General features: G+C 36.7%; 23 protein-coding genes and 1 pseudogene. 10 read left to right on the forward strand and 14 right to left on the reverse strand.

Annotated features, from left to right (window positions below):
- Positions 1 to 2 precede the first annotated feature (2 nt).
- Positions 3 to 1,412 (reverse strand): mannose-1-phosphate guanylyltransferase/mannose-6-phosphate isomerase, encoded by a 1,410-nt coding sequence (locus ACOSVQ_RS11730; RefSeq protein ID WP_491982741.1) that lies wholly within the window; start codon positions 1,410 to 1,412, stop codon positions 3 to 5.
- Between the two features lie 175 nt (positions 1,413 to 1,587).
- On the opposite strand from ACOSVQ_RS11730, the pseudogene ACOSVQ_RS11735 reads away from it, so the two are divergent.
- Positions 1,588 to 2,638, forward strand: a pseudogene (locus ACOSVQ_RS11735) (IS3 family transposase).
- Positions 2,639 to 2,733: 95 nt separating this feature from the next.
- On the opposite strand, the gene ACOSVQ_RS11740 reads toward ACOSVQ_RS11735, so the two are convergent.
- From ACOSVQ_RS11740 to ACOSVQ_RS11800, 13 genes are read right to left on the reverse strand one after another with little or no spacing between them, the layout of a single operon-like run.
- Positions 2,734 to 3,642 carry an NAD-dependent epimerase/dehydratase family protein gene (locus ACOSVQ_RS11740; RefSeq protein ID WP_491982742.1) on the reverse strand — a complete coding sequence of 303 codons (909 nt, stop codon included), beginning with the start codon at positions 3,640 to 3,642 and terminating at the stop codon, positions 2,734 to 2,736.
- Between the two features lie 9 nt (positions 3,643 to 3,651).
- On the reverse strand, positions 3,652 to 4,584 hold the full coding sequence (locus ACOSVQ_RS11745) for a glycosyltransferase family 9 protein (protein WP_491982743.1): 933 nt from the start codon (positions 4,582 to 4,584) through the stop codon (positions 3,652 to 3,654).
- A complete protein-coding gene (locus ACOSVQ_RS11750) occupies positions 4,581 to 5,516 on the reverse strand; it encodes a D-glucuronyl C5-epimerase family protein (RefSeq protein WP_491982744.1) in 936 nt (311 codons plus the stop codon). The genes ACOSVQ_RS11745 and ACOSVQ_RS11750 overlap by 4 nt, the downstream gene beginning before the upstream one ends.
- A 2-nt stretch (positions 5,517 to 5,518) precedes the next feature.
- Positions 5,519 to 6,058 (reverse strand): glycosyltransferase family 4 protein, encoded by a 540-nt coding sequence (locus ACOSVQ_RS11755; RefSeq protein WP_491982745.1) that lies wholly within the window; start codon positions 6,056 to 6,058, stop codon positions 5,519 to 5,521.
- A gap of 1 nt (position 6,059) precedes the next feature.
- Positions 6,060 to 6,593, reverse strand: coding sequence for a glycosyltransferase (locus ACOSVQ_RS11760; RefSeq protein WP_491982746.1), 534 nt, complete (start codon positions 6,591 to 6,593; stop codon positions 6,060 to 6,062).
- A complete protein-coding gene (locus tag ACOSVQ_RS11765) occupies positions 6,580 to 7,710 on the reverse strand; it encodes an O-antigen ligase family protein (protein WP_491982747.1) in 1,131 nt (376 codons plus the stop codon). Before ACOSVQ_RS11765 ends, ACOSVQ_RS11760 begins: the two co-directional genes overlap by 14 nt.
- Positions 7,682 to 8,773: a glycosyltransferase gene (locus tag ACOSVQ_RS11770; RefSeq protein ID WP_491982748.1), complete on the reverse strand. Its 1,092-nt coding sequence runs from the start codon at positions 8,771 to 8,773 to the stop codon at positions 7,682 to 7,684. The genes ACOSVQ_RS11765 and ACOSVQ_RS11770 overlap by 29 nt, the downstream gene beginning before the upstream one ends.
- Positions 8,751 to 9,782: a glycosyltransferase gene (locus ACOSVQ_RS11775; protein ID WP_491982749.1), complete on the reverse strand. Its 1,032-nt coding sequence runs from the start codon at positions 9,780 to 9,782 to the stop codon at positions 8,751 to 8,753. The genes ACOSVQ_RS11770 and ACOSVQ_RS11775 overlap by 23 nt, the downstream gene beginning before the upstream one ends.
- Positions 9,779 to 10,552, reverse strand: a complete 774-nt coding sequence (locus tag ACOSVQ_RS11780) for a glycosyltransferase (protein ID WP_491982750.1) — start codon at positions 10,550 to 10,552, stop codon at positions 9,779 to 9,781. Before ACOSVQ_RS11780 ends, ACOSVQ_RS11775 begins: the two co-directional genes overlap by 4 nt.
- A 17-nt stretch (positions 10,553 to 10,569) precedes the next feature.
- Complete coding sequence (locus ACOSVQ_RS11785; RefSeq protein ID WP_491982751.1) at positions 10,570 to 11,322, reverse strand: glycosyltransferase family 2 protein; 753 nt, start codon at positions 11,320 to 11,322, stop codon at positions 10,570 to 10,572.
- Positions 11,323 to 11,334: 12 nt separating this feature from the next.
- Positions 11,335 to 12,087 carry a class I SAM-dependent methyltransferase gene (locus ACOSVQ_RS11790; protein WP_491982752.1) on the reverse strand — a complete coding sequence of 251 codons (753 nt, stop codon included), beginning with the start codon at positions 12,085 to 12,087 and terminating at the stop codon, positions 11,335 to 11,337.
- Between the two features lie 14 nt (positions 12,088 to 12,101).
- Complete coding sequence (locus tag ACOSVQ_RS11795; RefSeq protein ID WP_491982753.1) at positions 12,102 to 13,190, reverse strand: glycosyltransferase; 1,089 nt, start codon at positions 13,188 to 13,190, stop codon at positions 12,102 to 12,104.
- Between the two features lie 15 nt (positions 13,191 to 13,205).
- Positions 13,206 to 14,471 (reverse strand): oligosaccharide flippase family protein, encoded by a 1,266-nt coding sequence (locus tag ACOSVQ_RS11800; protein ID WP_491982754.1) that lies wholly within the window; start codon positions 14,469 to 14,471, stop codon positions 13,206 to 13,208.
- Positions 14,472 to 14,747: 276 nt separating this feature from the next.
- On the opposite strand from ACOSVQ_RS11800, the gene rfbB reads away from it, so the two are divergent.
- From rfbB to rfaD, 9 genes are all read left to right on the forward strand, one after another.
- On the forward strand, positions 14,748 to 15,815 hold the full coding sequence (rfbB, locus tag ACOSVQ_RS11805; RefSeq protein ID WP_491982755.1) for a dTDP-glucose 4,6-dehydratase: 1,068 nt from the start codon (positions 14,748 to 14,750) through the stop codon (positions 15,813 to 15,815).
- Positions 15,812 to 16,678 carry a glucose-1-phosphate thymidylyltransferase RfbA gene (gene rfbA / locus ACOSVQ_RS11810; protein WP_491982756.1) on the forward strand — a complete coding sequence of 289 codons (867 nt, stop codon included), beginning with the start codon at positions 15,812 to 15,814 and terminating at the stop codon, positions 16,676 to 16,678. Before rfbB ends, rfbA begins: the two co-directional genes overlap by 4 nt.
- On the forward strand, positions 16,675 to 17,223 hold the full coding sequence (gene rfbC, locus ACOSVQ_RS11815; protein WP_491982757.1) for a dTDP-4-dehydrorhamnose 3,5-epimerase: 549 nt from the start codon (positions 16,675 to 16,677) through the stop codon (positions 17,221 to 17,223). The genes rfbA and rfbC overlap by 4 nt, the downstream gene beginning before the upstream one ends.
- A gap of 8 nt (positions 17,224 to 17,231) precedes the next feature.
- On the forward strand, positions 17,232 to 18,356 hold the full coding sequence (locus ACOSVQ_RS11820) for a DegT/DnrJ/EryC1/StrS family aminotransferase (RefSeq protein ID WP_491982758.1): 1,125 nt from the start codon (positions 17,232 to 17,234) through the stop codon (positions 18,354 to 18,356).
- 43 nt (positions 18,357 to 18,399) lie between these two features.
- The gene (locus ACOSVQ_RS11825; RefSeq protein ID WP_491982759.1) at positions 18,400 to 18,981 is read left to right on the forward strand and encodes a class I SAM-dependent methyltransferase; all 582 of its coding nucleotides are present in this window, start codon (positions 18,400 to 18,402) and stop codon (positions 18,979 to 18,981) included.
- Between the two features lie 77 nt (positions 18,982 to 19,058).
- Positions 19,059 to 19,703, forward strand: a complete 645-nt coding sequence (locus ACOSVQ_RS11830; protein ID WP_491982760.1) for a class I SAM-dependent methyltransferase — start codon at positions 19,059 to 19,061, stop codon at positions 19,701 to 19,703.
- 27 nt (positions 19,704 to 19,730) lie between these two features.
- Entirely contained in the window at positions 19,731 to 20,288 is a 558-nt protein-coding gene (locus ACOSVQ_RS11835) for a sugar transferase (protein ID WP_491982761.1), read from the forward strand.
- Between the two features lie 2 nt (positions 20,289 to 20,290).
- Complete coding sequence (locus tag ACOSVQ_RS11840) at positions 20,291 to 22,207, forward strand: polysaccharide biosynthesis protein (protein WP_491982867.1); 1,917 nt, start codon at positions 20,291 to 20,293, stop codon at positions 22,205 to 22,207.
- A 310-nt stretch (positions 22,208 to 22,517) separates the two neighbouring features.
- Positions 22,518 to 23,459 (forward strand): ADP-glyceromanno-heptose 6-epimerase, encoded by a 942-nt coding sequence (gene rfaD / locus ACOSVQ_RS11845; RefSeq protein WP_491982762.1) that lies wholly within the window; start codon positions 22,518 to 22,520, stop codon positions 23,457 to 23,459.
- Positions 23,460 to 23,552 lie beyond the last annotated feature (93 nt).

Raw genomic sequence — 23,552 nt, forward strand, 5'->3', positions numbered from 1 at the left:
CTTTAACTTTGTAAAGTTCGTCCGTAACGATCTTCAAATCTTACTATATCATCCTCTCCAAGATAACTCCCTGTTTGCACTTCTATCATTTCTAAAGGTATTTTCCCTGGATTTTCTAAAGCATGAACAGCCCCGACAGGTATATAAGTGGACTGATCTTCTGTTACTAATGTTGTGGAATTTCCCACTGTAACTTTTGCAGTTCCAGCTACAACTATCCAATGTTCACAGCGGTGATGGTGCATCTGAATAGAAAGTTTTTCACCAGGTTTTACTGTGATCCGTTTCACTTGATAACGCTTCCCGGCATCTACCGAATCATATTTCCCCCAAGGACGATATACTTCACGATTTAAAATGTGCTCCTTCCTTCCTTTCATGTCCATAAGCTCTACTAACGACTTAACATTTTGTACTTGATTTTTGTCTGCTATTAAAACTGCATCTTTAGTATCAACTATTACTAGATTTTCGACACCAACTGTTGCAATTAGCTTTTGTTCTGAGCGGAGGAAGTTATTTCGGCTCTCGACACAAAGTACATCCCCTTGAATTACATTACCTTCAGGATCTTTCTGAAATAAATCCCACAGAGCAGACCAAGACCCTACATCGCTCCATGTTGTATTAAGTGGAATAACTACAGCATCCTTTGTATTTTCCATTACAGCATAATCTATTGACTCTGATGGACACTTCATGAAATGGGACTGTTCAATTCTCAAGAAGTCTAAGTCAGAAGACATCTTGGCGAATGACATGTTACAAAACTCGTAGATATCAGGTCGATACTTTTGCAATTCTTCTAGGTACTGAGAAGCCTTAAGTAGAAACATCCCACTATTCCAAAAGTATCCCTCATCCAAATAGTATTGTGCACTTTTTATATCTGGTTTTTCTATAAACTTATCCAACTCCATCGCACCAACAACTGGCTTACCAGCTTTTATGTACCCGTATCCCGTTTCTGGAGAAGTTGGAGTCACACCAAATGTAGCCATTTTTCCATTTTCAACCGTAGCTAAAGCACTCTCTATACTTTCTGTCAGTCCATCAACATCCCCAATGAAATGATCTGCTGGCAAAACAAGCATTATTGCGTCTTTATACTGCCTTTTAACCTCTAGAGCGGCAAGGGCAACGGCGGGAGCAGTGTTTTTAGCTGAAGGCTCCAAAATTATATCGCCTAATAGATCTATTTCTCTTAGTTGCTCAGCCACCAAAAAACGATGCTCTTCACCACAGATCGTTACTATCCTTGTTTTGCAAATCGATTCTGCTCTTATCGCTGTTTCTTGCAGCATAGTTTTATCGCTAGTCAATTTCAAAAACTGCTTAGGGTGTTGAGCTCTAGATAGTGGCCACAACCTTGATCCAGCACCACCAGCCAATATTACAGGAATAATTTTCAACCTAAGTCCCTCACAAAGTATTAATTACACGAATCTTCGAACAATTTTACCATTGAACACAAGTTTTCCCTACTAGAGGATTAAATTTGTCCTCCCACTGTAAACCGCCCCTAAACTAGGGACATACCATTTTAGAGTTCTTCGACTTAGACTGAGCACAGAAGGAGAACTCGCGATGATAAAATCACGTTACTCAGAAACACAAATCGTCAAAATCTTAAAAGAAGTGGAAGCAGGTCATAAGGTCAATGAAGTGTGCCGTGAATACGGTATTTCAGATGCAACCTATTACAACTGGAAAGCGAAATACGGTGGGATGGATGCCTCTGACGTAAAGCGCCTTAAGGACTTGGAGGATGAGAATCGCCGGTTGAAAGCCATGTTTGCTGAGTTGAGTTTAGAGCATCGAATTCTCAAGGACATTGTAGAAAAAAGCTGTAAAGCCAGCGATAAGACACGAACTGGTTGAGTATGCCAGACAACGGCACAATGCCAGTTTACGTATTGCGTGTCGCGTAGTTGGCATGAGTGATTCGGTTTATCGATATCAACCTAAAGCGAATAACGACGATGAAGTGATTGTTGAACTGCAGAAGGCGGTTGAACGTTATCCTGCCTACGGTTTTAACAAATTGCTCAAAATACTTCGTCGCTGGGGACATAACTGGAATCACAAACGGATATATCGGATTTACTGCGAACTCAAACTCAATAAGCGTCGTAAAGGAAAAAACGCTTACCAACTCGTTTGTCCGAGCCGCTTAGTGTGCCCATGTTAGCTACCAGTGTTGGTCCACCGATTTTATGAGTGACAGCCTACATTGCGTTCGACGATTTAGAACTTTCAACGTGGTGGATGACTTCAATCGCGAAGCTTTAGCTATCGAAGTGGATTTAAGTCTACCTACGCAACGAGTGGTTCGAGTGCTTAACCGGATCATTGCATGGTGAGGTTACCCTGAAAAATTACGAATGGATAACGGTCCAGAGTTTATCTCTTTGACGCTAGCGACTTGGGCTGAAGAACATGATATCGATCTGAGATTTATCCAGCCAGGCAAGCCGACTCAGAATTCCTATATCGAACGCTTTAACCGTACGTATCACACAGAGATCTTAGATATGTATTCAGAACCTTGAATGAAGTGCGTGAGCTGACAGAAAACTGGATACGAAGATATAACGAAGACCGTCCCCATGATGCTCTCAATGATCTAACACCATGAGAATATTTAATGAAGAGTGAACAAGCCGAAAACTCTAATTATGGATGCAACTAATTAGGGGTGGTTTACAATATCTATAAACTATAAACTATAAACTATAAACGAGAGCCCAATTGCTCAAGCGATTTCTCCATGCTTATTAAAGGTTTCCAACCTAGTACTTTCTCTGTGCAAGAGCTGTCAACTACCAGATCCATAAATAGTTGCTCTAATAACGTTTCTCTACCAAACAACTTGAGGACAAAAGTCATAAGAAATACCGGTACAGGTAACTGAACGAGCGAAACCCCTAAGCCTTTCGCGATAGCGTCTGTAAACTGCCGAGTGGAAACAGTCACACCATCGCTCGCTAAAAAAACATGGCCAGGGGCATTGGGATTGCGAGCACACTCAATCAATAGGCTAGAAAGGTTTTGTACAGCGATAAAGTTTTTTCGATTCGACACTAAACGGAAAGGTAACATCCTGAACCTTGATATTAACTTGACCAGTTTCCCAAAGTTACCTGGAGCATCAACCCCATACACCAAAGTCGGTCTAACTATAACTAACTCCATATTTGTTATCTGGCAAAAGTTCTTTAACTTCTCTTCCGCAACAGACTTAGAAAGTGAATAGGAGTTAGTTGGATTTACAGCTGAAAAAGCAGAAAATATATGCCCATTTTGGTTGTAAGAACCGTTTACACCGATAGAGCTAACAAACACAAACCGTTTTACTCCAGATAAAGAGGCTGCATTAGCTAATTGTAACGTGCCGTTAACATTCACCTCATCAATATAAGAGGCAGGGATCGCTGGGTTATGTGCGACACCGGCCAAGTGTATAACTGAATCAATATTACTTAGAGTATCTCCCCAGTCCGTATCTCCGTTAATACTCTCAACTTCAATAGTTCGACACGAGTTACCACTATTTTTTTTTCGAACAACACAAACACAATCTAAATCGAGTGCAATTTGTCTACCTATAAAACCAGAAGCGCCAGTCAAAAGTACATTCATAATTCTCTCTTACATCAAGTCTCTAATGCTATTTTCTACCAATTCAACCTCTTGGGCGGAGTCAATCGACGTATGTGACTTAAAATCTACGACTATTGAATGAGAGCAATAAGGCTTGATCTTATGTGGCTGTGCCAAAGATTTTTTAGTGAATATAGTAACACATGGTATATCATAACATGATGCCAAATGCCCCAAACCACTGTCATTTGTGACCATCATAGAAAGTTCACCCATTTGTGAAAACACATAATCCATGTCTCCAATGACGATCTCTATGTTTAAATCAACTGACTCAAAATCTTCTTTTAAGCTTAACTCATCGGGTCCTAAAAAAACCAACCACTTAACTTTTTTATCGAATTTACTTAATAGCGCCAAGTAATTATCAATTGGCCAGCGCTTGTCATCATTTACTTTATTGCAACCAGGATGCAATCCAATAACAGCATTACTATTACTCACCCTTTCATTTGGAACCTGACCGTTATAATAAGTTGTTTTTTTAGTTAGAACGTCTTTTCCTGTTAGGCAGGATATCAATTTAAAATTTGAAATAACTCTATGTTGCTTGAAATTACTCGGAGTTTGATATCTATACCAAGGTATTTTAAATCCACTAAACTCACCAACTTTGTTTTTAGCTTTAATCAATAAAAGAAGAAGTGATATTTTACCAACTGAGTTACCACTGGTATGAACAATGTAATCGTAATTATTCTTAGATAATTTATTCAACAACCTTATCTTTTGATAGAAACCACCTTCAAACGTATATATATCGTTGACATTTTTACACCTTCTTATAGGTTCAACTGAATGCTTTTGTTTGATTAAAAAATCAATTTTTACATTAGGTTCAAAAGCGATCAACTCCGCCAAAGCAGGGGTAAACATAATTGTGTCGCCTAGACCAAAAGTATGTACAATCAATACATTCATATCTTTGAACCAATTTTTTTTATCAAGGCTTTAGTTGCAAATAGTAGGCTATTAGCGTACGAAGAAAATTTGATTTTGTAACTTTCAAATCTCTCATCATAAGAAGACAAAGCATCCAACTGATTGATAACTAGTCGATGATAGAATCCGCTCGATATAACTCCATCTAAAGAATATAATGACCAATAGTCGATGTCATATAATGGAAGGATATTTACTAGATTTTCAATATTTTCTTCAGCACTAATTTCGAATCGTTTTTCATAGTGTGAAAGTTCGAAAATGGCTAAGACACTAGAAATATGTCCATTTAAAACACCACTGACCTTATCTCTTGGGTACTCTTCATACACAAAGCCTTCGACATCATTAATCACTATACTTCTCTTGAGACCGCCGAGTTCAAAGTCACGCTCAAGAAAATCTGCGGCTTTTAGTGCTGCATCCATATAACTGATATCTGAAGTATGCTCATAAGCTCTGATTAATGCAGAAATAGCTAAACCTTGCGCCAAACCAGAACACCATGACTCGCCCAAATCACTATATTGAGGATTCACATGGGAGATAACCCAGCGTCCATCATCTAGCTGATTTTCTCTCAACCATTCGCTATGCAATATCGCTTTGTTCAACCAAAATACATCGTCGGTTTTTCTCCATGATAACCAACATGCTAGCGTATACTGAGCAACTTCCAGTGAATGAATATGATCTTGGCCATCGTACCCTGGAAAAAGATAGATACCTTCATCATTAAAACGCCCGGAAAATGACATAGCTTTACTCGATATATCATAGAAATAGCTAAAGCGGTCATTCGCTATATCTACACGTCTGGTTACAGGATAAATAGTGTGCCAGTAATCCTGAAATATGGGAGTGAAATACTGTAAAACAGTTACGACTTTACCATGCGAAAAAACTCCCATAATTATAAAACCCCTTTATATACATTCTCTAGCGCGTGAATTTGGTTCTCAAAAATGAATTTTTCAGCAAAATGCGCTCGGTTCATCTTAGATGTCGTTTCAACAATCGAAGCATCATAGTTAGTAACGGTATGAATTGCCTTTTTCAACTCTTGGACATCTCCCTTAGGGATAATGATGTTACCACACCCCGCGGGAACAATTTCTCTTACCCCCCCCACGTCACTAGCAATAATGATCTTACCTTGAGATATAGCCTCAATTAAAACTGTAGGCAATGCATCTTCGACAACAGACGTCAAAACCACCACATCGATACTTTCAAGGTATTCAATAACATTGTTCTGATAGCCAAAAAACTTAATATTTTGATTTCCACTAGCTTCAACTTTTTGCCTCATTGCCACTTCGAAAGCGTACTCAACATCCCTAGCTTTACCGACAATGTGAAAAGATGAATTTAATTCAGATTCTAAAGCTGCTTCAATATAAATATCAATGCCTTTAGTTGCTGAAATAGCTGATATATTGGAAAAAATCATATTACAACCCATTATAAATAGTAATCACTTTTTTTTTATCAGCACCATTATTAATCCAGTTTTTTCTAACAGCTTCAGAGACAGTAATAATTTTAGATGATGTCAGAGACAAGTATCGATGGAGAGCCTTATATGCTAACCCATATCTTACTTCATGTGAGTAGCTGATAAATTTCATACCCAAAATTCTAGAAAAGAGAGAAAAGTAGACGTTTGAAATCAATGAATTTGAGTGAACTACTTTCACTTTATGAATGATTCTTAGTTTGAAACAAATTAAAAAGGCTTGGAAGAAGTTAGCAATAACTTTAAATAGAACCATTGGAGAACGAGATAGTCCTAACTGAAAACTTCTATTGATCACGATTAACTGTTCATGATTAACCTCAATTGCATTTAAAAAAACAGTATTTCGGCTAACTACTATGGGGTGGAATTTTTCTCTATCAATATTATTAACAATCCTTTCGAGTACCTTTTCTCCACCACTATAGCAATCCATTATATTAACAAAGGCAATATTAATCTTTTTCATCGTAGATACCATTTTGATCAAAAGGAAAAAAATAGGGTTGATAGGCAAAAGCCAAAATCATCCAAAGAACAATGTTATAGTGAAAATCAACAAACATGCTACCCACAAACAATGCCATTAGCATTATACCTATAGGGGATTTTGCGAGGTACAGCCTTATAATAGCAGTCAGATGCAATAACATATATGTTATAAACGCAAACAGACCAACTTCATTTAACCTTGTAACCCAACTACTATGGATCATATGCCCATAGTGCGAAAGTGAGGTTTTGGGTCCATAACCTATCAGTAAACTCTTCAAATCATTAAACTGAAGAGCCTTATGCCAGTACGTTAGCCTAGTGTTACTTGAGCTATCTGAAAAAGTAAAGCTTGTTAAATTGAAGTGTACATATTGTATTTTATAAAGCACACAAACTAGCACTGCAACAGCACAGAAACAGGTTATCAAAAACAGTATATTCTTATATTGCTTTTGGAAAATGAAACAAACAAACAATGCACAGAGTATAGATAAAAATGCACCTCGAGAATAAAGTGCGAAAAAATGCAAAGTAAAAGCAGAAAGGAGTATTACTCTACATACTCCTTTACAGTAATAGAGTGAAAAAACAATAGCCACTACAAGCATCAATGCTAGGTTATTTGGATCGCCACCTAAACTTGTTGCTGCCATTCTGACATCATGTTGCGTTAATCCTAACCACTCATCAGGATTTAGAAACATACTTACAATCTCATAGCCACTTCTAAAAAACAGCGCTACCGTTAGAATCAAAATAACACGGTGTTTATCATAATGGCTCAGCGCAATAATCAATAGCATGCAGTTAAAAATGGTAAATATTTCTTCTATTGATGCAGATTTATTAATGGAAAAGATAAATGAGACACATACTAAAGTTGCATAGATTAAAAAAAGAAGCATAGAGCTATTATATGTCACATATTTAATCCAATAAGAAATCTCTCGATAGCTTAAAATATTAAATAAAACGAGCCCTATTGTAATTGTGCTAACTCCAAAAAAGCTAATACCATATAATGAGATAGACGCAGAAAGAAATAAAATATTATAATCTTTATTACTTGCTTGCAGAGATAATCTTTTCATAAATTGAGCCAAACTGCTCGGTAAACAATTTCCATCCATGATATTTTTCTATGTACCCTCGTGAACTTATTTTATTTGCATTTGATGATATTGAACTAATTTCATTTGTTCCATCATATATCTGGATGACTTCTTTTAGTTGATCTACAGGTTCAATACCGTTGATAGCAAGCTCATTTGCAATAACATTGCACCCACAACTTAATGCCTCAAGCAACTTATTTTTAACCCCTGTACCAGAAGTCATTAATATAAGGTACTTTTCATATTTGCAAAGCTCTTGAGCGATGTTAGATACTTCACCAACAACTTCAACATTATCAAGAGTAAGACAAACTCCAGGTTCACCTCTCCCTACGACATAAAGTGTGGCCGAGGGACTATCCTTTTTGAGGACACCACTCATATAAACTATAGCTTCTTGGTTTGGTTTATAATCAAGATTGCCGTGAAATACGAAACTATTAGGGATTCGCTCAACACAAACTAATGGTTTATATATATCACTATCTACCCCGTTAGTAATAACGAAGCATTTATCAGTACCAAAGCCAGCGCAATCTCTTTCAGTCACTGTATGAATCCATACGTCCTGTCTGCTCAACTTAGCTTCAATCGCTCTGAAATAAAGTTTCCTGAGATAACGCCGAGGGTTTCCATTGTGGGTCATCGCAAGAGAAGATGCGTCTGTCGCTCCAACGACAACATTCGGATGTAGTTTTGCGATTTTTGAAAAAAACAAATGAGCCGTGTGTATAATATCGTAATCACTTAGATTGTATTTTTCGTTTATCTTTTTTACATCAGACAATGAAATGGCATTGAACACATCTCCTTTTAATCTATTCAGATTTCTCTTAAGCGCTGAACTTTGGTTAGTTTCATAAAATATATTATTGACGTTATAGAAGCTTTCATTATTCTCAACTTCATCATTAGTAAAAATAATAATGTCTACGTCATGCTCCAATGATGCATTTTTAATCAAATTATAGTATATTTTTGACAAGCCATTTAGTTCATGATCAAACGGCAAAAAATCAAGTATGTATATTATTTTCATTAGATATTAGATTTTCAAAAATTTTGTCAGCCCCGTATTGAGATTTGGTTTTCTCCGACAATATCTTAAAATATCCTTTTGTTTCTCCGAAAGATGCAATAACGTCCTGTAATACTCTTGAAGCGTGCTCTACTGAATCAGGCTCATACAGGAATTTAGAATATTCTTTTGACATTATTTCTTTAGGGCCTCCTATGTATGGAGCAATACAGGGGATCCCCACAGATAGAGCCTCAATAATAACCATGCCAAAACTTTCATATTTCGAAGAGACAAAGACCAAATCTGTTTTACTGTAAGCATCTGATGGTTCAAGATGCCCAAAGAAACTTATTCTATCTTTGTATTTAGATAGTGAAACTCTTGCTTCGACCCTTTCTTTATACTGAATGCTCTCTTGGGAGAAAGCAGAGTCACCTATAAAGTTCAATTTCACATTTTCGTGGCTTTCAGCAATTTCCTCAAAGACATCAACCGCAAATAATTGATTTTTTATATCTTGATATCTTCCTATGACAGATATATTCATACTTCCATCATTTATTTTCGAATCTATCAAATTACCTGAGTTTAAAGGCAAGTGTGTTACTTTTTTGTTTTTATATTTTATTTTATGGTAGACATCTTTATTAACACATGAAATTTCCGCACCAGTCATATCGAAAAATAGTGTTTTCGTATAGCGCGGTATATCCCACAAACCATGGCACAAAAATATATTTCGCTTTATTTTTAATCTTGGCAAGAAAAGAAACTTCTTACCAAAATTCATGTAATTATGGATAGCTAAATCAAATTGACCGCTTAAACTCATTAGTTCAAAAAGAGATGACTTTTCGACTATTTCAATCTTACTATTAAGCCGTTCTGTTAGCGCCCCCCTCTTAGGGACGCATAGTGTAATACTATTAATGTCATCTCTAGTAGCAATGTAATTTACCAAATTGATAAAGCTAGTTTCACCACCACCAAGGTCCTTGGTATAAAATGCTGTCAAAAAAATATTCATAGTTTCTTCAACTCAAAATATAATCTTTCATCGCTTTTATAGATAGCTCGAATAAAGTCACTCGACACTTTTTTTGTACTGCTACTCCAGCGATGAGTCACTTTTGGTTCAGCTAAGTGCCATAACTGATAACCTGATTCTCTAATCTTGTCTGATAAGTATTCCTCAGTGAAGTACAACTTCAGCGCCTCATCAAAGCCAGAAAATCTACGTAGCAACTCCGTTCTAGCTATCATGAACGCATCACAGATAACTTCAACTTCCTTATCGCTTTTTCTATCCCATTCAGATATTCGGTATGCATCATACTCAGATTTAAAGAATATTTTGCGAACCCGTGAGGAGCGAACAAGATTTCGTCTTTCAGTAAGCTCCAGAGAACAAGTTTGCGTAATTGCTCCCGTCGCAACATCGACTATCGTCCCTTCAGCTGCACCAACCGCGTCATTTTTTTCCATAAAATCAAACATCATCTTAACAGCGTTGTTGCTCAGCTCTGCGTCTGAATTTAAGAAAATAACATACTCACCACTGGCCAAAGCCAATGCATCATTAAAGCCTCCAGAAAAGTATCTGTTTGAAGCATTTTTCTTGATAATAACTCTATCGCCAAATTCGACTGCAAGTTTCGCTGCACTATCATCTTTAGAATTGTTATCGATAACAACAACTTCATATGTGCATCCGATAGTTTTGCTCAACACGCTTTCTATGCACTTTTTAGTCAACTCGTAAGTATTGAAGTTAACTATGCAAACTGATACGTCCACAAATAAACCCTAGTAAATTATTTTCTGAACACGCTATTCCAAGCGTAGCAAGAGAAATAGTATAGCGACTTTATTAAAGTCAAGCACTCGACTTTTCGGTAGACATGCCAAGTTCTTTGAGCCATTTTGAATTTATTTCTTGAAATGGAATTGCTAACAACTCTGTACTTGGTGAGAACTTCTTGGATTAGATATGCTTTCTCGCCACCTTTAAGAAGCTGAAGCCATAACGCAAAGTCTTGGCGGTTTCTCAAGTTTGGCATTTGAATGGTACCAAACGCATCCTTTCTCAACATTACGGTTGAACACCCTAATGTTGTTGTTTTTTTGAGCTGACCATGATAAGTACACTCTGTCGGAGAAGCGTGATCAATGGTTTTCCCGCTAGGTAGCCCATCCTCGTTCACAATTTCATATGCAGTATATGAGAAGTTAATACTATCTCCCATAAACGCTATCTGCTTTTCTAACTTACTCTCATACCAAAGATCATCGCTATCCAAGAAGGCAATATAGTCCCCTTTTGCATCGCGAAGAGAAGTGTTTCTAGCGACAGCCGCTCCCGAGTTTACTTCTGTTTTGTAGACCTTAACTCTAGCGTCCTTGCTCGCCAATTCAGTTAAAATATCGATTGTAGTGTCAGATGAGCAATCATCCGTTACTACCCATTCCCAATTTTGATGAGATTGAGCAATAATCGAGTGATAGGTTTCTAGAATAAACTGCTGTGAGTTATAAGTAGGTGTTATTATTGAAACAAGTTTTTCCATCTAGATTATCTCTTAAACATCCGAGCTAGACCTTAGTTTTACTTTAAATACAAACTGGAATGCGAGCAAATTTCTAAATTTATTAACATACCAATTTCTTGCCTTGCTATTCTTTATACCAAGCTTGTCTAATACTTTAATGAACGTTATTTTATTCAAAACGGGAATCATAAATAAAGGTGGAAAATCCACCACGTTATAACCAGAATCTTCAATGATATAACCACTACTGATTAAGTCTTTTTCCAAACTATTCACGGTAAAAAATCGCAAATGTGTATTGTCAAACAATCCATAGTCAGAATATTCCCATACACCTTTTAGTAATCTTATTCGACTCTCCCAATGAGCCACATTGACAGTAGAAATAATTAAGTTTCCATCAACAGCAAGCCAATCTTTCATTTTTTCTAATATATTGTTGGGCGACACTAAGTGTTCTATCACTTGAGATATAAAGATAACATCAAATTTCCCATACAGTTTTACATGTTCATCTATTTCTTTATGAACATTACTATCTTCAATACTGCCTTGAGTTAAAAAGTCACTTTTTGACAATGCAACTTCTGCTTGAGTTTTTGAGTATTCAACTCCATAAACAAAGCAGTTTTTCTCTTTTCTAAGATAATCACTCATAAAGCCCGTAGCACAACCAATTTCTAGCACTCTTGAGTTCCCTGCTATCATTTTCAATTGGATGTAATCTATATTATTACTACTTAAGCTTTCTGGGTCAAAGTTTTCAGAATCGTATTTTACCATTTGAGTCTCCATCATCACTGTCGGATTGCTTTATTAATCACTTCATTAAAAAAACCATCAGAGTCAATAATATAATCATTATTATATATTTTATCGAAATTATTATAGTAGTTATCACTATTGTTTAATATCTCTATCATTGACTCCTTTAGAGAGAGGTTGTCATTATCACTAAAAAATACTTTATCATTGATTACATGGTCCGCTTTTGCTCCCTTTGTGGTTAAAAATAGAGTATTACAGTAATAACAATCACCGAGTATATTGGGCAACCCCTCTTCTCTCGTTGGTAAAACAACTAGTTGTGACCTTATTATTTCAGCGTAGTAATCTTCTCCACTTTTTTCGTTTTCAAAAATCACTCTATCTCTTAGAATGGCACTATTTTTTACTATCTTTAAAATTTGTAAATAGTATTCTTCATCATCAATCTTACCAATAACTTTTAGCTTGTAACAATCACTAACTTCACTACTTAGTAATGCGGATTCAAATATTTTTACTAATCGTTCCAGTCCTTTTTCATAGACGATACGACCAATATATAAAATCACCCTTTCTTTATGGTGTTTTTTGGATATTTCTTTTATAAGTTCAATGTTTTTACTAGGCAGCCCCAAACCATAGCACATGCATTTATCACTATGAAAGAAGTTGAGTAGATTTTTATTTTCAACAATTATAACTTTAGAAAAGAATTTTACTATCTTCCAATTTATAATCCTTTTCATATAACTGTACAAAGGCATACCTGTATAGTCGCAGTTCATACTATCAGTTTTAATTATTGGGTTGATACCCAACATTCGACAAAAAAACACTAGAAAATAAAATTTGCTATATGAAGGATACAACCAGATTGCATCGTAAGATTTTCTATTCCTAAATAGATATCCATATAGCTCTAACGATTCAATATCATTTGCATTGATCTCGATATTTTTAAAACCACCTTTTGTTATTTTATCTCTTACTTTATCTCTAGGTGTCAAAAAATCAACATTATAACTTTTACTAATCGCAGCATCTACAAAGTAACCGACATTTTTGTTTAAATAACTACGATTGAAATCGTAGTGGACAACGGCTATTTTCTTACTCACCAAATCAACCTTACTTTATCTTAATGATTTACATTTAAATATTTTCCATGCACAGATAAATACAATAAAAAATATTATCAAGTTAACAATAACCGAACTATAAATAGCACCGACAGCACCAAAATTATTAATTAAAATATAGTTTAGACAAACATTTAACCCTGAAGAAAAAACTGCCACGATCAAGTAGATTTTTTGCTTATTATCGATGATTAGCACTCTATAAAACAAAGCAAACAATGTTATAAACAAACTGGAAAGCATCGCCCATTTAAATATAATCCCAGAACTTGCATACTCCGCCCCAAATATAATAGAGAACACATCTTGAGCCAACAAATGAGAAATAATGAACCCCAACACAAACAAAATCGTAATAACTGTTGAAATAATCATCATTTCTTTAAAAAGTTTATCTTTATCTTTTTTAAATCCTAAAACCATCTTTGGATAATAGATAATAATAAATTGAACCCAAATCAAGTCTATTATCTGATCTGCCATATTAAATCCGAGGCTATACTCAGCTGCCGCCTCAAAGCCTAAAATACTTTCAATCATTACGGTATCTATTCTATAATAAAGCAAATAGAAAAAGTTCCCTAGAAAAAGAGGTAATGCTTCCATAAGCAGTTTACGCACACCCGCAAATCCTACAATGCCTAAATTTGGGCTCATTACCAAGCTTTTTATTGCCTCTCTCCAATACAGTAAAATATTTAAGCAAGCCGCCATTAATGTTGAAAAAACGAGCGCCTCTATACTTCTAAATATATAAACTGTAGCGGTTTGAAATATCAAATTAAACAATGCGACGATAATTATTATTTTTGAATAGCTATGAAAAAGCTCAAAAGATTCCAGCATCACCTTAGGTATTGATGAAATGGTCCCCAATATCATATTTATTATGATAATGGTCATAACAACATCATGCTCAAAATAACCTAAGAGATAAGAGACCAAAATAAAAATGACCGTACTAAATGAAAGAGTAATTATTTTTGTAAGGAAATATATTGAATAATGATCATTATAGTTATTTCTATCTTGTATAACATTCCTTTGCGTTATTGAGTTAGTTGCAAAATCACTAATCATGCCAAAGTAAGTACTAAGAGAAGTCAGTACAGCAATCACACCAAAGTCTTCTTTAGTTAAAAGCCTAGCAATGATTATTTTTAGGATAAAAACTACACCTACAGACACTAATTTTGCACTAGTCAACTTAGACAGATCTTTAAAAAATTTTGTTTTAACAATGTTTTTAACTTTCATCATTTCAATTTATATCCATCCCCAAGGTAATTAAATATTTTTCCAGAGAGACTTCCATAATAATATTCTTACCATTAAAAATACTAAACATTAAATTTTGCGTATACTAGCATATGCTCACAAGCCTCTAAACAACTCTTTCTGCGTCACAGTCATGCAGACACACTATACCAACGAAGACCTACGGCAATGAAACAAAATTAAAGCCTTATGAAGGTCTATACCCTCTATTTTTCCTTTGCTACAATCGCAGATCACTCTACTTTTTACGGTTATTATATGAGAATTTTAGTTACTGGGGGGGCAGGTTTCATCGGCTCTGCGTTGATCCGTCATATCATAAGCAACACAAGTGACGATGTACTAAACATCGATAAACTCAGCTACGCAGGAAACTTAGACTCATTAACTCCTATTGCTAGTAGTGAACGTTACTCTTTCCAAAAACTTGATATCTGTGACTATGACTCGATCAAGAAAGCAATAAATGTCTTTCAACCGGACACAATTATGCATCTCGCTGCTGAATCACATGTAGACCGTTCCATAGATGGGCCAGCAGATTTTATTCAAACCAATATCATAGGTACGTATACCCTTCTTGAGGCGGCTCGAGAGTATTGGTACACACTGTCAGAACCTCGAAAAACATCTTTCAGATTCCATCATATATCAACAGACGAAGTGTTTGGCGATTTACACGGTTCGGACGACTTATTCACAGAGTCAACACCTTATGCCCCAAGTAGCCCATATTCAGCATCAAAAGCATCCAGTGATCATTTAGTCAGAGCTTGGCATCGAACATACGGTTTACCGACAATCGTGTCTAACTGTTCGAACAACTATGGCCCTTATCATTTTCCAGAGAAATTAATCCCTCTGGTTATTATTAATGCTCTGAATGGGCAACCATTGCCTGTCTATGGCGAAGGGAAACAGATAAGAGATTGGCTTTACGTCGAAGATCACGCTCGAGCACTATACACTGTCGCGACTAAGGGAAAGGTAAGTGCGACTTATAATATTGGCGGCCACAATGAAAAATCCAATATTGAAGTGGTTGAGTCGATTTGTGCACTCCTCGAAGAGTTAGCCCCTAAAAAACCCAAAGGGATCTCCATGTATAGAGATCTCATTTCGTTTGTTGAAGATCGACCTGGTCATGATCTACGTTACGCCATTGACGCTTCTAAGATAAAAGAAGAACTTAACTGGATGCCTGAAGAAACATTCGAAACAGGATTGAGAAAAACGGTTGAATGGTATCTTGAAAACCATCAATGGTGGCAAGGTATTCTTGATAGTTCTTATCAGATAGAACGGAAGGGGAAAGGTTCAAAATGAAAGGTATCATCCTAGCAGGCGGTTCTGGCTCGCGGCTATACCCGATCACAAAAGGTATATCCAAGCAGCTGCTACCAGTCTATGACAAACCAATGATCTATTACCCCCTATCAACACTAATGCTCGCGGGCATTCGGGATATTCTGATCATTACAACTCCTGAAGATAGTGCTAGTTTCAGAAGACTACTGAAAGATGGGCAAGATCTTGGCATCAATCTAGAGTATGCAACGCAACCAACTCCCGATGGACTAGCACAAGCTTTCATTATTGGAGAGAATTTTATTGGTAATGACCATTGCTGCCTTATACTTGGTGATAATATCTTTTATGGGCAATCATTCAGTCAAACACTAAGAAACGCAGCGACAAAAACAGAAGGCGCAACAATCTTTGGTTATCAAGTTAAAGATCCTGAAAGATTTGGTGTTGTAGAATTTGATCAATATATGAAAGCGATTTCAATAGAAGAAAAGCCACTAGTGCCTAAATCCACCTACGCGGTCACAGGCTTGTACTTTTATGATAATCGAGTCATTGACTACGCTAAACAAGTTACCCCTTCAGCTCGTGGGGAGCTCGAAATTACGAGTATTAACCAAATGTACTTAGAAGCAGAGACCCTTAGGGTTGAACTCTTAGGTCGGGGCTTTGCTTGGTTAGACACGGGAACCCATGAAAGTCTACATGAAGCATCTTCATTCGTACAAACCATAGAAAATGTTCAAGGACTAAAAGTTGCCTGCTTGGAAGAGATCGCTTGGCGCAATGGTTGGTTATCTAGCGAAAAAGTATTAGAGCTATCTAGCTCAATGATGAAAAACGAATACGGAAAATATCTGTGTCAACTGGTGACTAAATGAAGGTAGAAAAAACAAAACTGAATGACGTCCTGATTCTCACTCCCCAAATTTTTGGTGATAACAGGGGGTTCTTTATGGAAAGTTTTAATGAGAAAGAATTTCTTGATGTAGTTGGTCGCAACGTAAAGTTTGTTCAAGATAATCATTCTAAGTCAGCAAAGGGCGTTTTACGTGGGCTTCATTATCAAATAGAGAACACACAAGCTAAACTCGTTCGTGTCGTTAAGGGTAAAGTACTCGATGTAGCTGTCGATCTTCGAGCTAACTCATCTACGTTTATGCAGTGGATTGCAGTTGAGCTGTCAGAGGAAAACAAAAAACAATTGTGGATTCCTGAAGGCTTTGCTCATGGTTTCCTTTCTCTTTCAGACCATACTGAATTTCTTTACAAAACGAACAACTACTATTCCCCTGCGGATGAGAAAACCATCAAGTGGGACGATGATAAATTAAATATATCATGGCCAGAATTAGATGTAGAATTCACTATTTCTGACAAAGATAAGAATGGCACTTCTTTCGAAGACGCTGAAATATTTCAATAGGTTTAATTATGGCAACACAACTTTTCGTTCCAAACTTTCGAGTAGATGAATGTCTTGAGCAAATACGCGAATGTCTAGAAAAAGGCTGGACAGGTATGGGGTTCAAAACAGTCGAGATAGAAAATGAATGGGTTGAGTATACTGGTTTACCTCATGCTCACTTCCTAAGCTCAGCAACTGCAGGCTTACATCTTGCGTTCGAAGTTCTGAAAAAGAAACATGGCTGGAATGACGGTGATGAAGTAATTTCTGCCTCACTTACTTTTGTCTCAACAAACCATGCCATCCGATATGCAAAACTTGAACCGGTTTTCGCAGATGTTGATCAATACCTATGTTTAGATCCACAAAGTATCCTGCAAAAAATAACCCCAAAAACTCGTGCGGTCGTTTTTGTTGGTCTTGGGGGTAATTCAGGTCAACTTGAAGAAGTATCTAAAATTTGTAAAGAACACGGGTTAGCTTTGGTCCTAGACGCTGCTCATATGGCTGGAACTCGTGTAAACCAAAAGCATGTAGGTCACAATGCCGATGTTTCTGTCTTTAGCTTTCAAGCCGTTAAAAACTTACCTACTGCTGACTCTGGTATGATTTGCTTTCAAGACAAGGCGGATGATGAACTAGCAAGAAAACTCACTTGGCTAGGAATCAACAAAGACACTTATGCACGAACAGCTGCACAAGGCTCTTACAAATGGAAGTACGATGTTGAAGAACTTGGATTTAAGTACCATGGTAATTCTATTATGGCGAGCCTAGCGTTAGTTGGACTAAAATATCTAGACACAGATAACGCATATCGCCGTCAAATTGCAAGTTGGTACCGTGAGTGTTTGCAAGACGCACCCTACGTGCGAATAGTTCCTATCGCAAAAGACTGCGAATCATCTACTCATTTACTACAAATTCGCGTATCTAACCGCGATGAGCTGTTAATTAAGTTAAACGAGAATGACATCTTCCCTGGTGTTCATTATACCGATAACTCTGAGTATGCAATGTATCGTAGCTGTGGCCGCTGTGAAAATGCTTTGGCAGCGAGCGATGAAATTATTTCACTACCTATGCATATGGGATTAACTCACAAGGATATTACTAATATATCTAAATTAGTAATAGAGTACGCTCGCTAAAGTAATACCATTTAAGTATTGAACAATTAACAGAGTTATTTTTATGAATTTAACAAAGAGAATATATAAATCGATACGCAACAGATATCTTTTATCAAAGTATCCAGATTACCCAATAAAAGGACATTTATCTCGAATAGAAGGAGCAGAGTTATCTCATATCGTGAGTAAAAATAAGAGCAAAAAAATAATTGAGATTGGTTCATTCCTCGGAAGATCGACAAACTTCATTGGAATGAACAAAGATGAATGTGATGAATTGCATTGTTTAGATACGTGGCAAAACGATGCCATGAGTGATGGCAATTGGGACACTTATCAAACATTTTTAGAGAACACCAAAGAGCTCAAAAATATAACCATTCACAGAGGATACTCAAGAGAGTTTGAAAGTAAATTCAATGATAAGAGCATTGATATTCTATTTATAGATGCCGACCATTCTTATGAAGGATGCAAAGAAGACATTGTTAACTTTTTCCCGAAAGTAAAATCAGGTGGCATTGTCATATTCCATGACTACGGAAACCCATGTGGTGTAAAACAAGCTGTTGATGAACTCATCAAAGACAATTGCATTAATTCCTACACATCTGACTCAATGTTTATTGCCCAAGTTGTTTAGAACACATTAAGTCATTCAATTTGTAACTGATGACTTCTGAGTTCGTCAGTTACTTATCATTACTGCTGAGAAAAATAATGTCAATTCTTAAGAAAATGCATCGATATTTATTTAGATTATCACCTATCATATCAAAGAAAATATACTGGAACATTCGAGCCAAAAACTTCTCCTCAGAAGAAAAAGGCTACCAATCAAAGTATTATGAACAACACCAGCATATTAAGAATATTTTTAGATTGTCACATTTAAAATATAAGCGAGTACTTGATGCAGGATGTGGATTTGGAAGAAATACCAAATTTCTTATTGAAGAGTGTAAAGTAGCGCCTCAAAATATATATGCGTTTGATTTCTCTTCAGAAATGATAATACAAGCTAACAAATACCTTTCTGAATATAATACCCATCTCGGAGAATTAACTCAGAAAGACATCACCAAAACTAACTATCCTGATGACTTTTTTGATATCATTATTGTTCATGGTGTGTTAATGCATTTATCATCTTCAGATGTAACATCTGCGGTAAGTGAACTAAAAAGAATTAGCAAAGAAATTATTATTGGCATTGAGGAACATCATGACGACAAAAACATCAAAGAGATAAATAACTTCACTTATAATCATGACTACAATGATTTGTTTATCAACATAGAAAAAATCCCTCTCGATAACAAGAACCTCATCATGTACACATGGAAAAAAAACAATAAAATATAACCCAAAATTATTAACAAGGGATAAAGAATGATTCGATTTATTGACCTAACACTAGCTACAATCGGCATTATAGTATTATCTCCCATTATAATGGGAACTTTTATTCTAGGATTAATTGACACCGGTTCGCCAATATTTATCCAAACTCGTGTTGGAAAGAACCAGCGCGAGTTTCGTTTGATAAAATTCAGAACAATGGCAAAAGATACCGAATCCGTTGCCAGTCATTTTGCAAGTAAATCTGCAGTTACTAAGCTTGGAAATATTCTGAGAAAAACTAAAATTGATGAACTCCCTCAATTAATTAATGTATTGAAAGGCGAAATGAGCCTTGTTGGACCAAGACCGAATCTTTTCAATCAAACAGAGCTTATGGATGAACGCCAAAAACTAGGTGTTTATGACGTATTGCCGGGAATCACAGGCTTAGCACAAATCCAAAATATCGATATGTCAACGCCAAAACAACTTGCCCAAATAGACAAGCAAATGATTGATACACTCAGTATTCAAAATTATTTCCGGTACATTGTCTTGACTGTAATGGGAAGCGGCAGTGGTGATGCTATAAAACCTGGAAAATAATGATGATAAGATTTGAGCCTATCTGGCAACTTTCTAGAACTAAAAAGCAAATTATCAGTGTATTCATTGACTTATTCTTAGTCTCTTTCTCCCTATATTTAGCGTTATGGATTAGGTTGGGCGATACATTTGACTTGATTACTCACGAGCTCTTTCTAACGGCAGGAGTCACCGGGGTCATCACGGTTGTCATTTTTACAAAACTTGGGCTCTACAGGGCAATACTTCGCTACCTAACAGCGCACGCCCTATACATTATTACGCTTGGCTCTGTAATGTCCGCCATTGTCCTTGCAGTCACAACCTATTATTTTCAACAATTTATGCCTCGTTCAGTACCTGTGATATATGCAGGTTTACTCATTATCTCTTGCGGAGGGGCTAGGTTTATTATTAGAGCGATGGTATCTAAGACATTTAACGATGATAGAATCAATGTTCTAATTTATGGTGCAGGTTCATCTGGTCGCCAACTTGCTGTTGCATTACGGGCCTCTGGAAAATACAAAGTAAGTGCTTTTATTGACGAAGACAAAACACTAACAAATACAATAATTATCGGACTTCAAGTAAAACCGATTCAAGAAGCACAAAAGCTCATCGAAAAATACCATATAGATCAGGTTTTACTCGCAATACCCAAAGCTTCAAGAGCTCGAAGAAAAGAAGTGCTCGAACAGTTAGCTGAACTCTCAGTTGAAGTTCAAACAGTTCCGGATATGACTGATATTGTCGCAGGAATTGCGAGTATTGACCAACTTAAAGAGGTTCCGATCGAAGACCTTCTCGGGCGAGACTCGGTTTCGCCACAACAATCACTTATGGAAGCAAATATTAAGAACAAAATAGTGATGGTTACTGGAGCTGGTGGTTCAATTGGCTCTGAACTTTGCCGCCAAATTGCAAAATATACCCCGAGGAAATTGGTTCTTTTTGAGGTATCAGAGTTCGCACTATATCAAATTGACCGAGAACTCAATGCTACATATAGCAACATTGAGATCATTCCTCTACTAGGTTCTGTTCAACGCTTTCACCGCTTAGTTACAACTATGCGAGCATTTGGGGTTCAGACCGTCTACCATGCAGCCGCTTACAAACATGTTCCTATGGTGGAATTTAATGTCATAGAGGGAGTAAGAAACAACATCTTTGGTACATACTACTGCGCCAAAGCAGCCATTGAAGCAAAAGTTGAATCTTTCGTATTAATTTCAACAGATAAAGCGGTTCGACCAACCAACGTCATGGGCGCAACTAAACGCATGGCTGAACTTGCTTTGCAAGCATTAGATGATAACTATCAGCTTGCAGACAATACGACCCGCTTTTGCATGGTTAGATTCGGTAACGTTCTTGGTTCATCAGGTTCAGTTATTCCTTTATTTAAACGTCAAATATCAAATGGTGGTCCATTAACAGTAACACACCCTGATATTACTCGATATTTTATGACTATCCCAGAAGCAGCTCAGTTGGTTATTCAGGCGGGAGCAATGGCGGAAGGGGGAGATGTATTTGTTTTAGATATGGGACACCCTGTAAGAATAACTGATTTAGCTGAAAAGCTTATCAAACTTTCAGGATTAGAAGTCAAAACAGAAGCAAATCCTCGTGGTGATATTGAAATTCAATACTCAGGGCTGCGCCCAGGAGAGAAACTTTTCGAAGAGTTACTCATCGGTGATAATGTGAAGCAAACAGCTCACGAAAGGATTATGACGGCTCAAGAAGTATACCTTCCAGAAATTGAATACAATGCACTATTAGAGCAACTAGATTTCGCATGCCACAATATGGACCATGAGAAAATTAGACAATTGCTTCTAGACGCCCCAACTGGATTTAAACCAACAGATGGTATTAGTGATTTAATATGGAAGCAACAAAACATTAACACTAGCATAGTTAATAGTTAAAAGTGAATAACTTGGACAACACATACTAATTATAACTATATGTACGCTGAACTAGTACATTCAAACTACACCATATCTATCCGATTGAAAGTGCGAGTTGAATTTAGTTCTATCTATGGTACTTGAGGGTAAATATTTTTCACGTACGAAGAGCTTAAGCTACTTTAGATAAAGTAAACTAGAACGATTTAACAAAAACATAGTAAACAATCTGATCGCTTATTTAATTAACACTTCCCGGCGGGTTCTTATCAGTTCCTATATTAATTTGTGGTATAGTGTAATTAAAACAAATCAATAGGTTTTTAATATGATTATTATAACTGGCGGCGCTGGCATGATTGGCAGCAACATCGTAAAAGAGCTTAACAGACAAGGTATTAATGACATTTTAGTTGTTGACAACTTAAAGAACGGTAAGAAGTTTCAAAACCTTGTCGATCTTGATATAGCTGATTACATTGATCGCGATGATTTCTTAGCTCAAATCATGGCTGGCGACGACTTTGGCCCAATCGAAGCTATTTTTCATGAAGGCGCATGTTCTGCTACTACAGAGTGGGATGGCAAGTACATGATGCTCAACAACTATGAATATTCCAAAGAGCTATTACATTACTGTTTAGATCGTCAGATTCCATTCTTGTATGCTTCATCAGCGGCAACTTATGGCGAAACAGATACCTTCATCGAAGAGAAAGAATACGAAGGCGCATTAAACGTATACGGTTACTCAAAACAGCAGTTTGATAATTACGTTCGCCGTATCTGGCAAGACGCAGAAGAGCACGGTGAAAAACTTTCTCAAGTAACTGGTTTCCGCTACTTCAATGTTTATGGGCCCCGCGAGCAACATAAAGGCTCAATGGCATCTGTTGCATTTCATTTAAATAATCAAATGAACGCTGGAGAGAACCCTAAACTGTTTGCTGGTAGTGAGCATTTTAAACGTGATTTTGTTTATGTAGGTGATGTTGCAGCTGTAAACCTTTGGTTTATGAAGCACGGTAAGTCAGGCATTTTTAATCTTGGAACAGGGAACGCGGAGTCATTTAACGAAGTAGCCAAAGCGGTGATCAAATACCACGGTCAAGGCTCAGTAGAAACAATCCCGTTCCCTGAGCACCTAAAAGGCGCATATCAAGAATATACTCAGGCAGACCTAACTAAGCTGCGCGCCGCAGGCTGCGACCACCAGTTCAAAACGGTGGCAGAAGGCGTTGCAGAGTATATGTCGATTATCAATAAGTAACACCACGACTTCAAATATCTAGAGTTCCTGCTTTGAACTCTGGATATTTGCAGATTAGAATACAGCGTTTACAAAAGTATCGTGGGTTAACTG

It is taken from the genome of Vibrio sp. HM8-C, assembly GCF_058630515.1.

What these genes read in the sequence shown, in the direction of transcription:
- ACOSVQ_RS11740 (WP_491982742.1), bottom strand. Translation starts at nt 3,642, where the DNA reads ATGAATGTACTTTTGACTGGCGCTTCTGGTTTTATAGGTAGACAAATT.
- ACOSVQ_RS11745 (WP_491982743.1), bottom strand. Translation starts at nt 4,584, where the DNA reads ATGAATGTATTGATTGTACATACTTTTGGTCTAGGCGACACAATTATG.
- ACOSVQ_RS11750 (WP_491982744.1), bottom strand. Translation starts at nt 5,516, where the DNA reads ATGGGAGTTTTTTCGCATGGTAAAGTCGTAACTGTTTTACAGTATTTC.
- ACOSVQ_RS11755 (WP_491982745.1), bottom strand. Translation starts at nt 6,058, where the DNA reads ATGATTTTTTCCAATATATCAGCTATTTCAGCAACTAAAGGCATTGAT.
- ACOSVQ_RS11760 (WP_491982746.1), bottom strand. Translation starts at nt 6,593, where the DNA reads ATGAAAAAGATTAATATTGCCTTTGTTAATATAATGGATTGCTATAGT.
- ACOSVQ_RS11765 (WP_491982747.1), bottom strand. Translation starts at nt 7,710, where the DNA reads ATGAAAAGATTATCTCTGCAAGCAAGTAATAAAGATTATAATATTTTA.
- ACOSVQ_RS11770 (WP_491982748.1), bottom strand. Translation starts at nt 8,773, where the DNA reads ATGAAAATAATATACATACTTGATTTTTTGCCGTTTGATCATGAACTA.
- ACOSVQ_RS11775 (WP_491982749.1), bottom strand. Translation starts at nt 9,782, where the DNA reads ATGAATATTTTTTTGACAGCATTTTATACCAAGGACCTTGGTGGTGGT.
- ACOSVQ_RS11785 (WP_491982751.1), bottom strand. Translation starts at nt 11,322, where the DNA reads ATGGAAAAACTTGTTTCAATAATAACACCTACTTATAACTCACAGCAG.
- ACOSVQ_RS11790 (WP_491982752.1), bottom strand. Translation starts at nt 12,087, where the DNA reads ATGGTAAAATACGATTCTGAAAACTTTGACCCAGAAAGCTTAAGTAGT.
- ACOSVQ_RS11800 (WP_491982754.1), bottom strand. Translation starts at nt 14,471, where the DNA reads ATGATGAAAGTTAAAAACATTGTTAAAACAAAATTTTTTAAAGATCTG.
- rfbB (WP_491982755.1), top strand. Translation starts at nt 14,748, where the DNA reads ATGAGAATTTTAGTTACTGGGGGGGCAGGTTTCATCGGCTCTGCGTTG.
- rfbA (WP_491982756.1), top strand. Translation starts at nt 15,812, where the DNA reads ATGAAAGGTATCATCCTAGCAGGCGGTTCTGGCTCGCGGCTATACCCG.
- rfbC (WP_491982757.1), top strand. Translation starts at nt 16,675, where the DNA reads ATGAAGGTAGAAAAAACAAAACTGAATGACGTCCTGATTCTCACTCCC.
- ACOSVQ_RS11820 (WP_491982758.1), top strand. Translation starts at nt 17,232, where the DNA reads ATGGCAACACAACTTTTCGTTCCAAACTTTCGAGTAGATGAATGTCTT.
- ACOSVQ_RS11825 (WP_491982759.1), top strand. Translation starts at nt 18,400, where the DNA reads ATGAATTTAACAAAGAGAATATATAAATCGATACGCAACAGATATCTT.
- ACOSVQ_RS11830 (WP_491982760.1), top strand. Translation starts at nt 19,059, where the DNA reads ATGTCAATTCTTAAGAAAATGCATCGATATTTATTTAGATTATCACCT.
- ACOSVQ_RS11835 (WP_491982761.1), top strand. Translation starts at nt 19,731, where the DNA reads ATGATTCGATTTATTGACCTAACACTAGCTACAATCGGCATTATAGTA.
- ACOSVQ_RS11840 (WP_491982867.1), top strand. Translation starts at nt 20,291, where the DNA reads ATGATAAGATTTGAGCCTATCTGGCAACTTTCTAGAACTAAAAAGCAA.
- rfaD (WP_491982762.1), top strand. Translation starts at nt 22,518, where the DNA reads ATGATTATTATAACTGGCGGCGCTGGCATGATTGGCAGCAACATCGTA.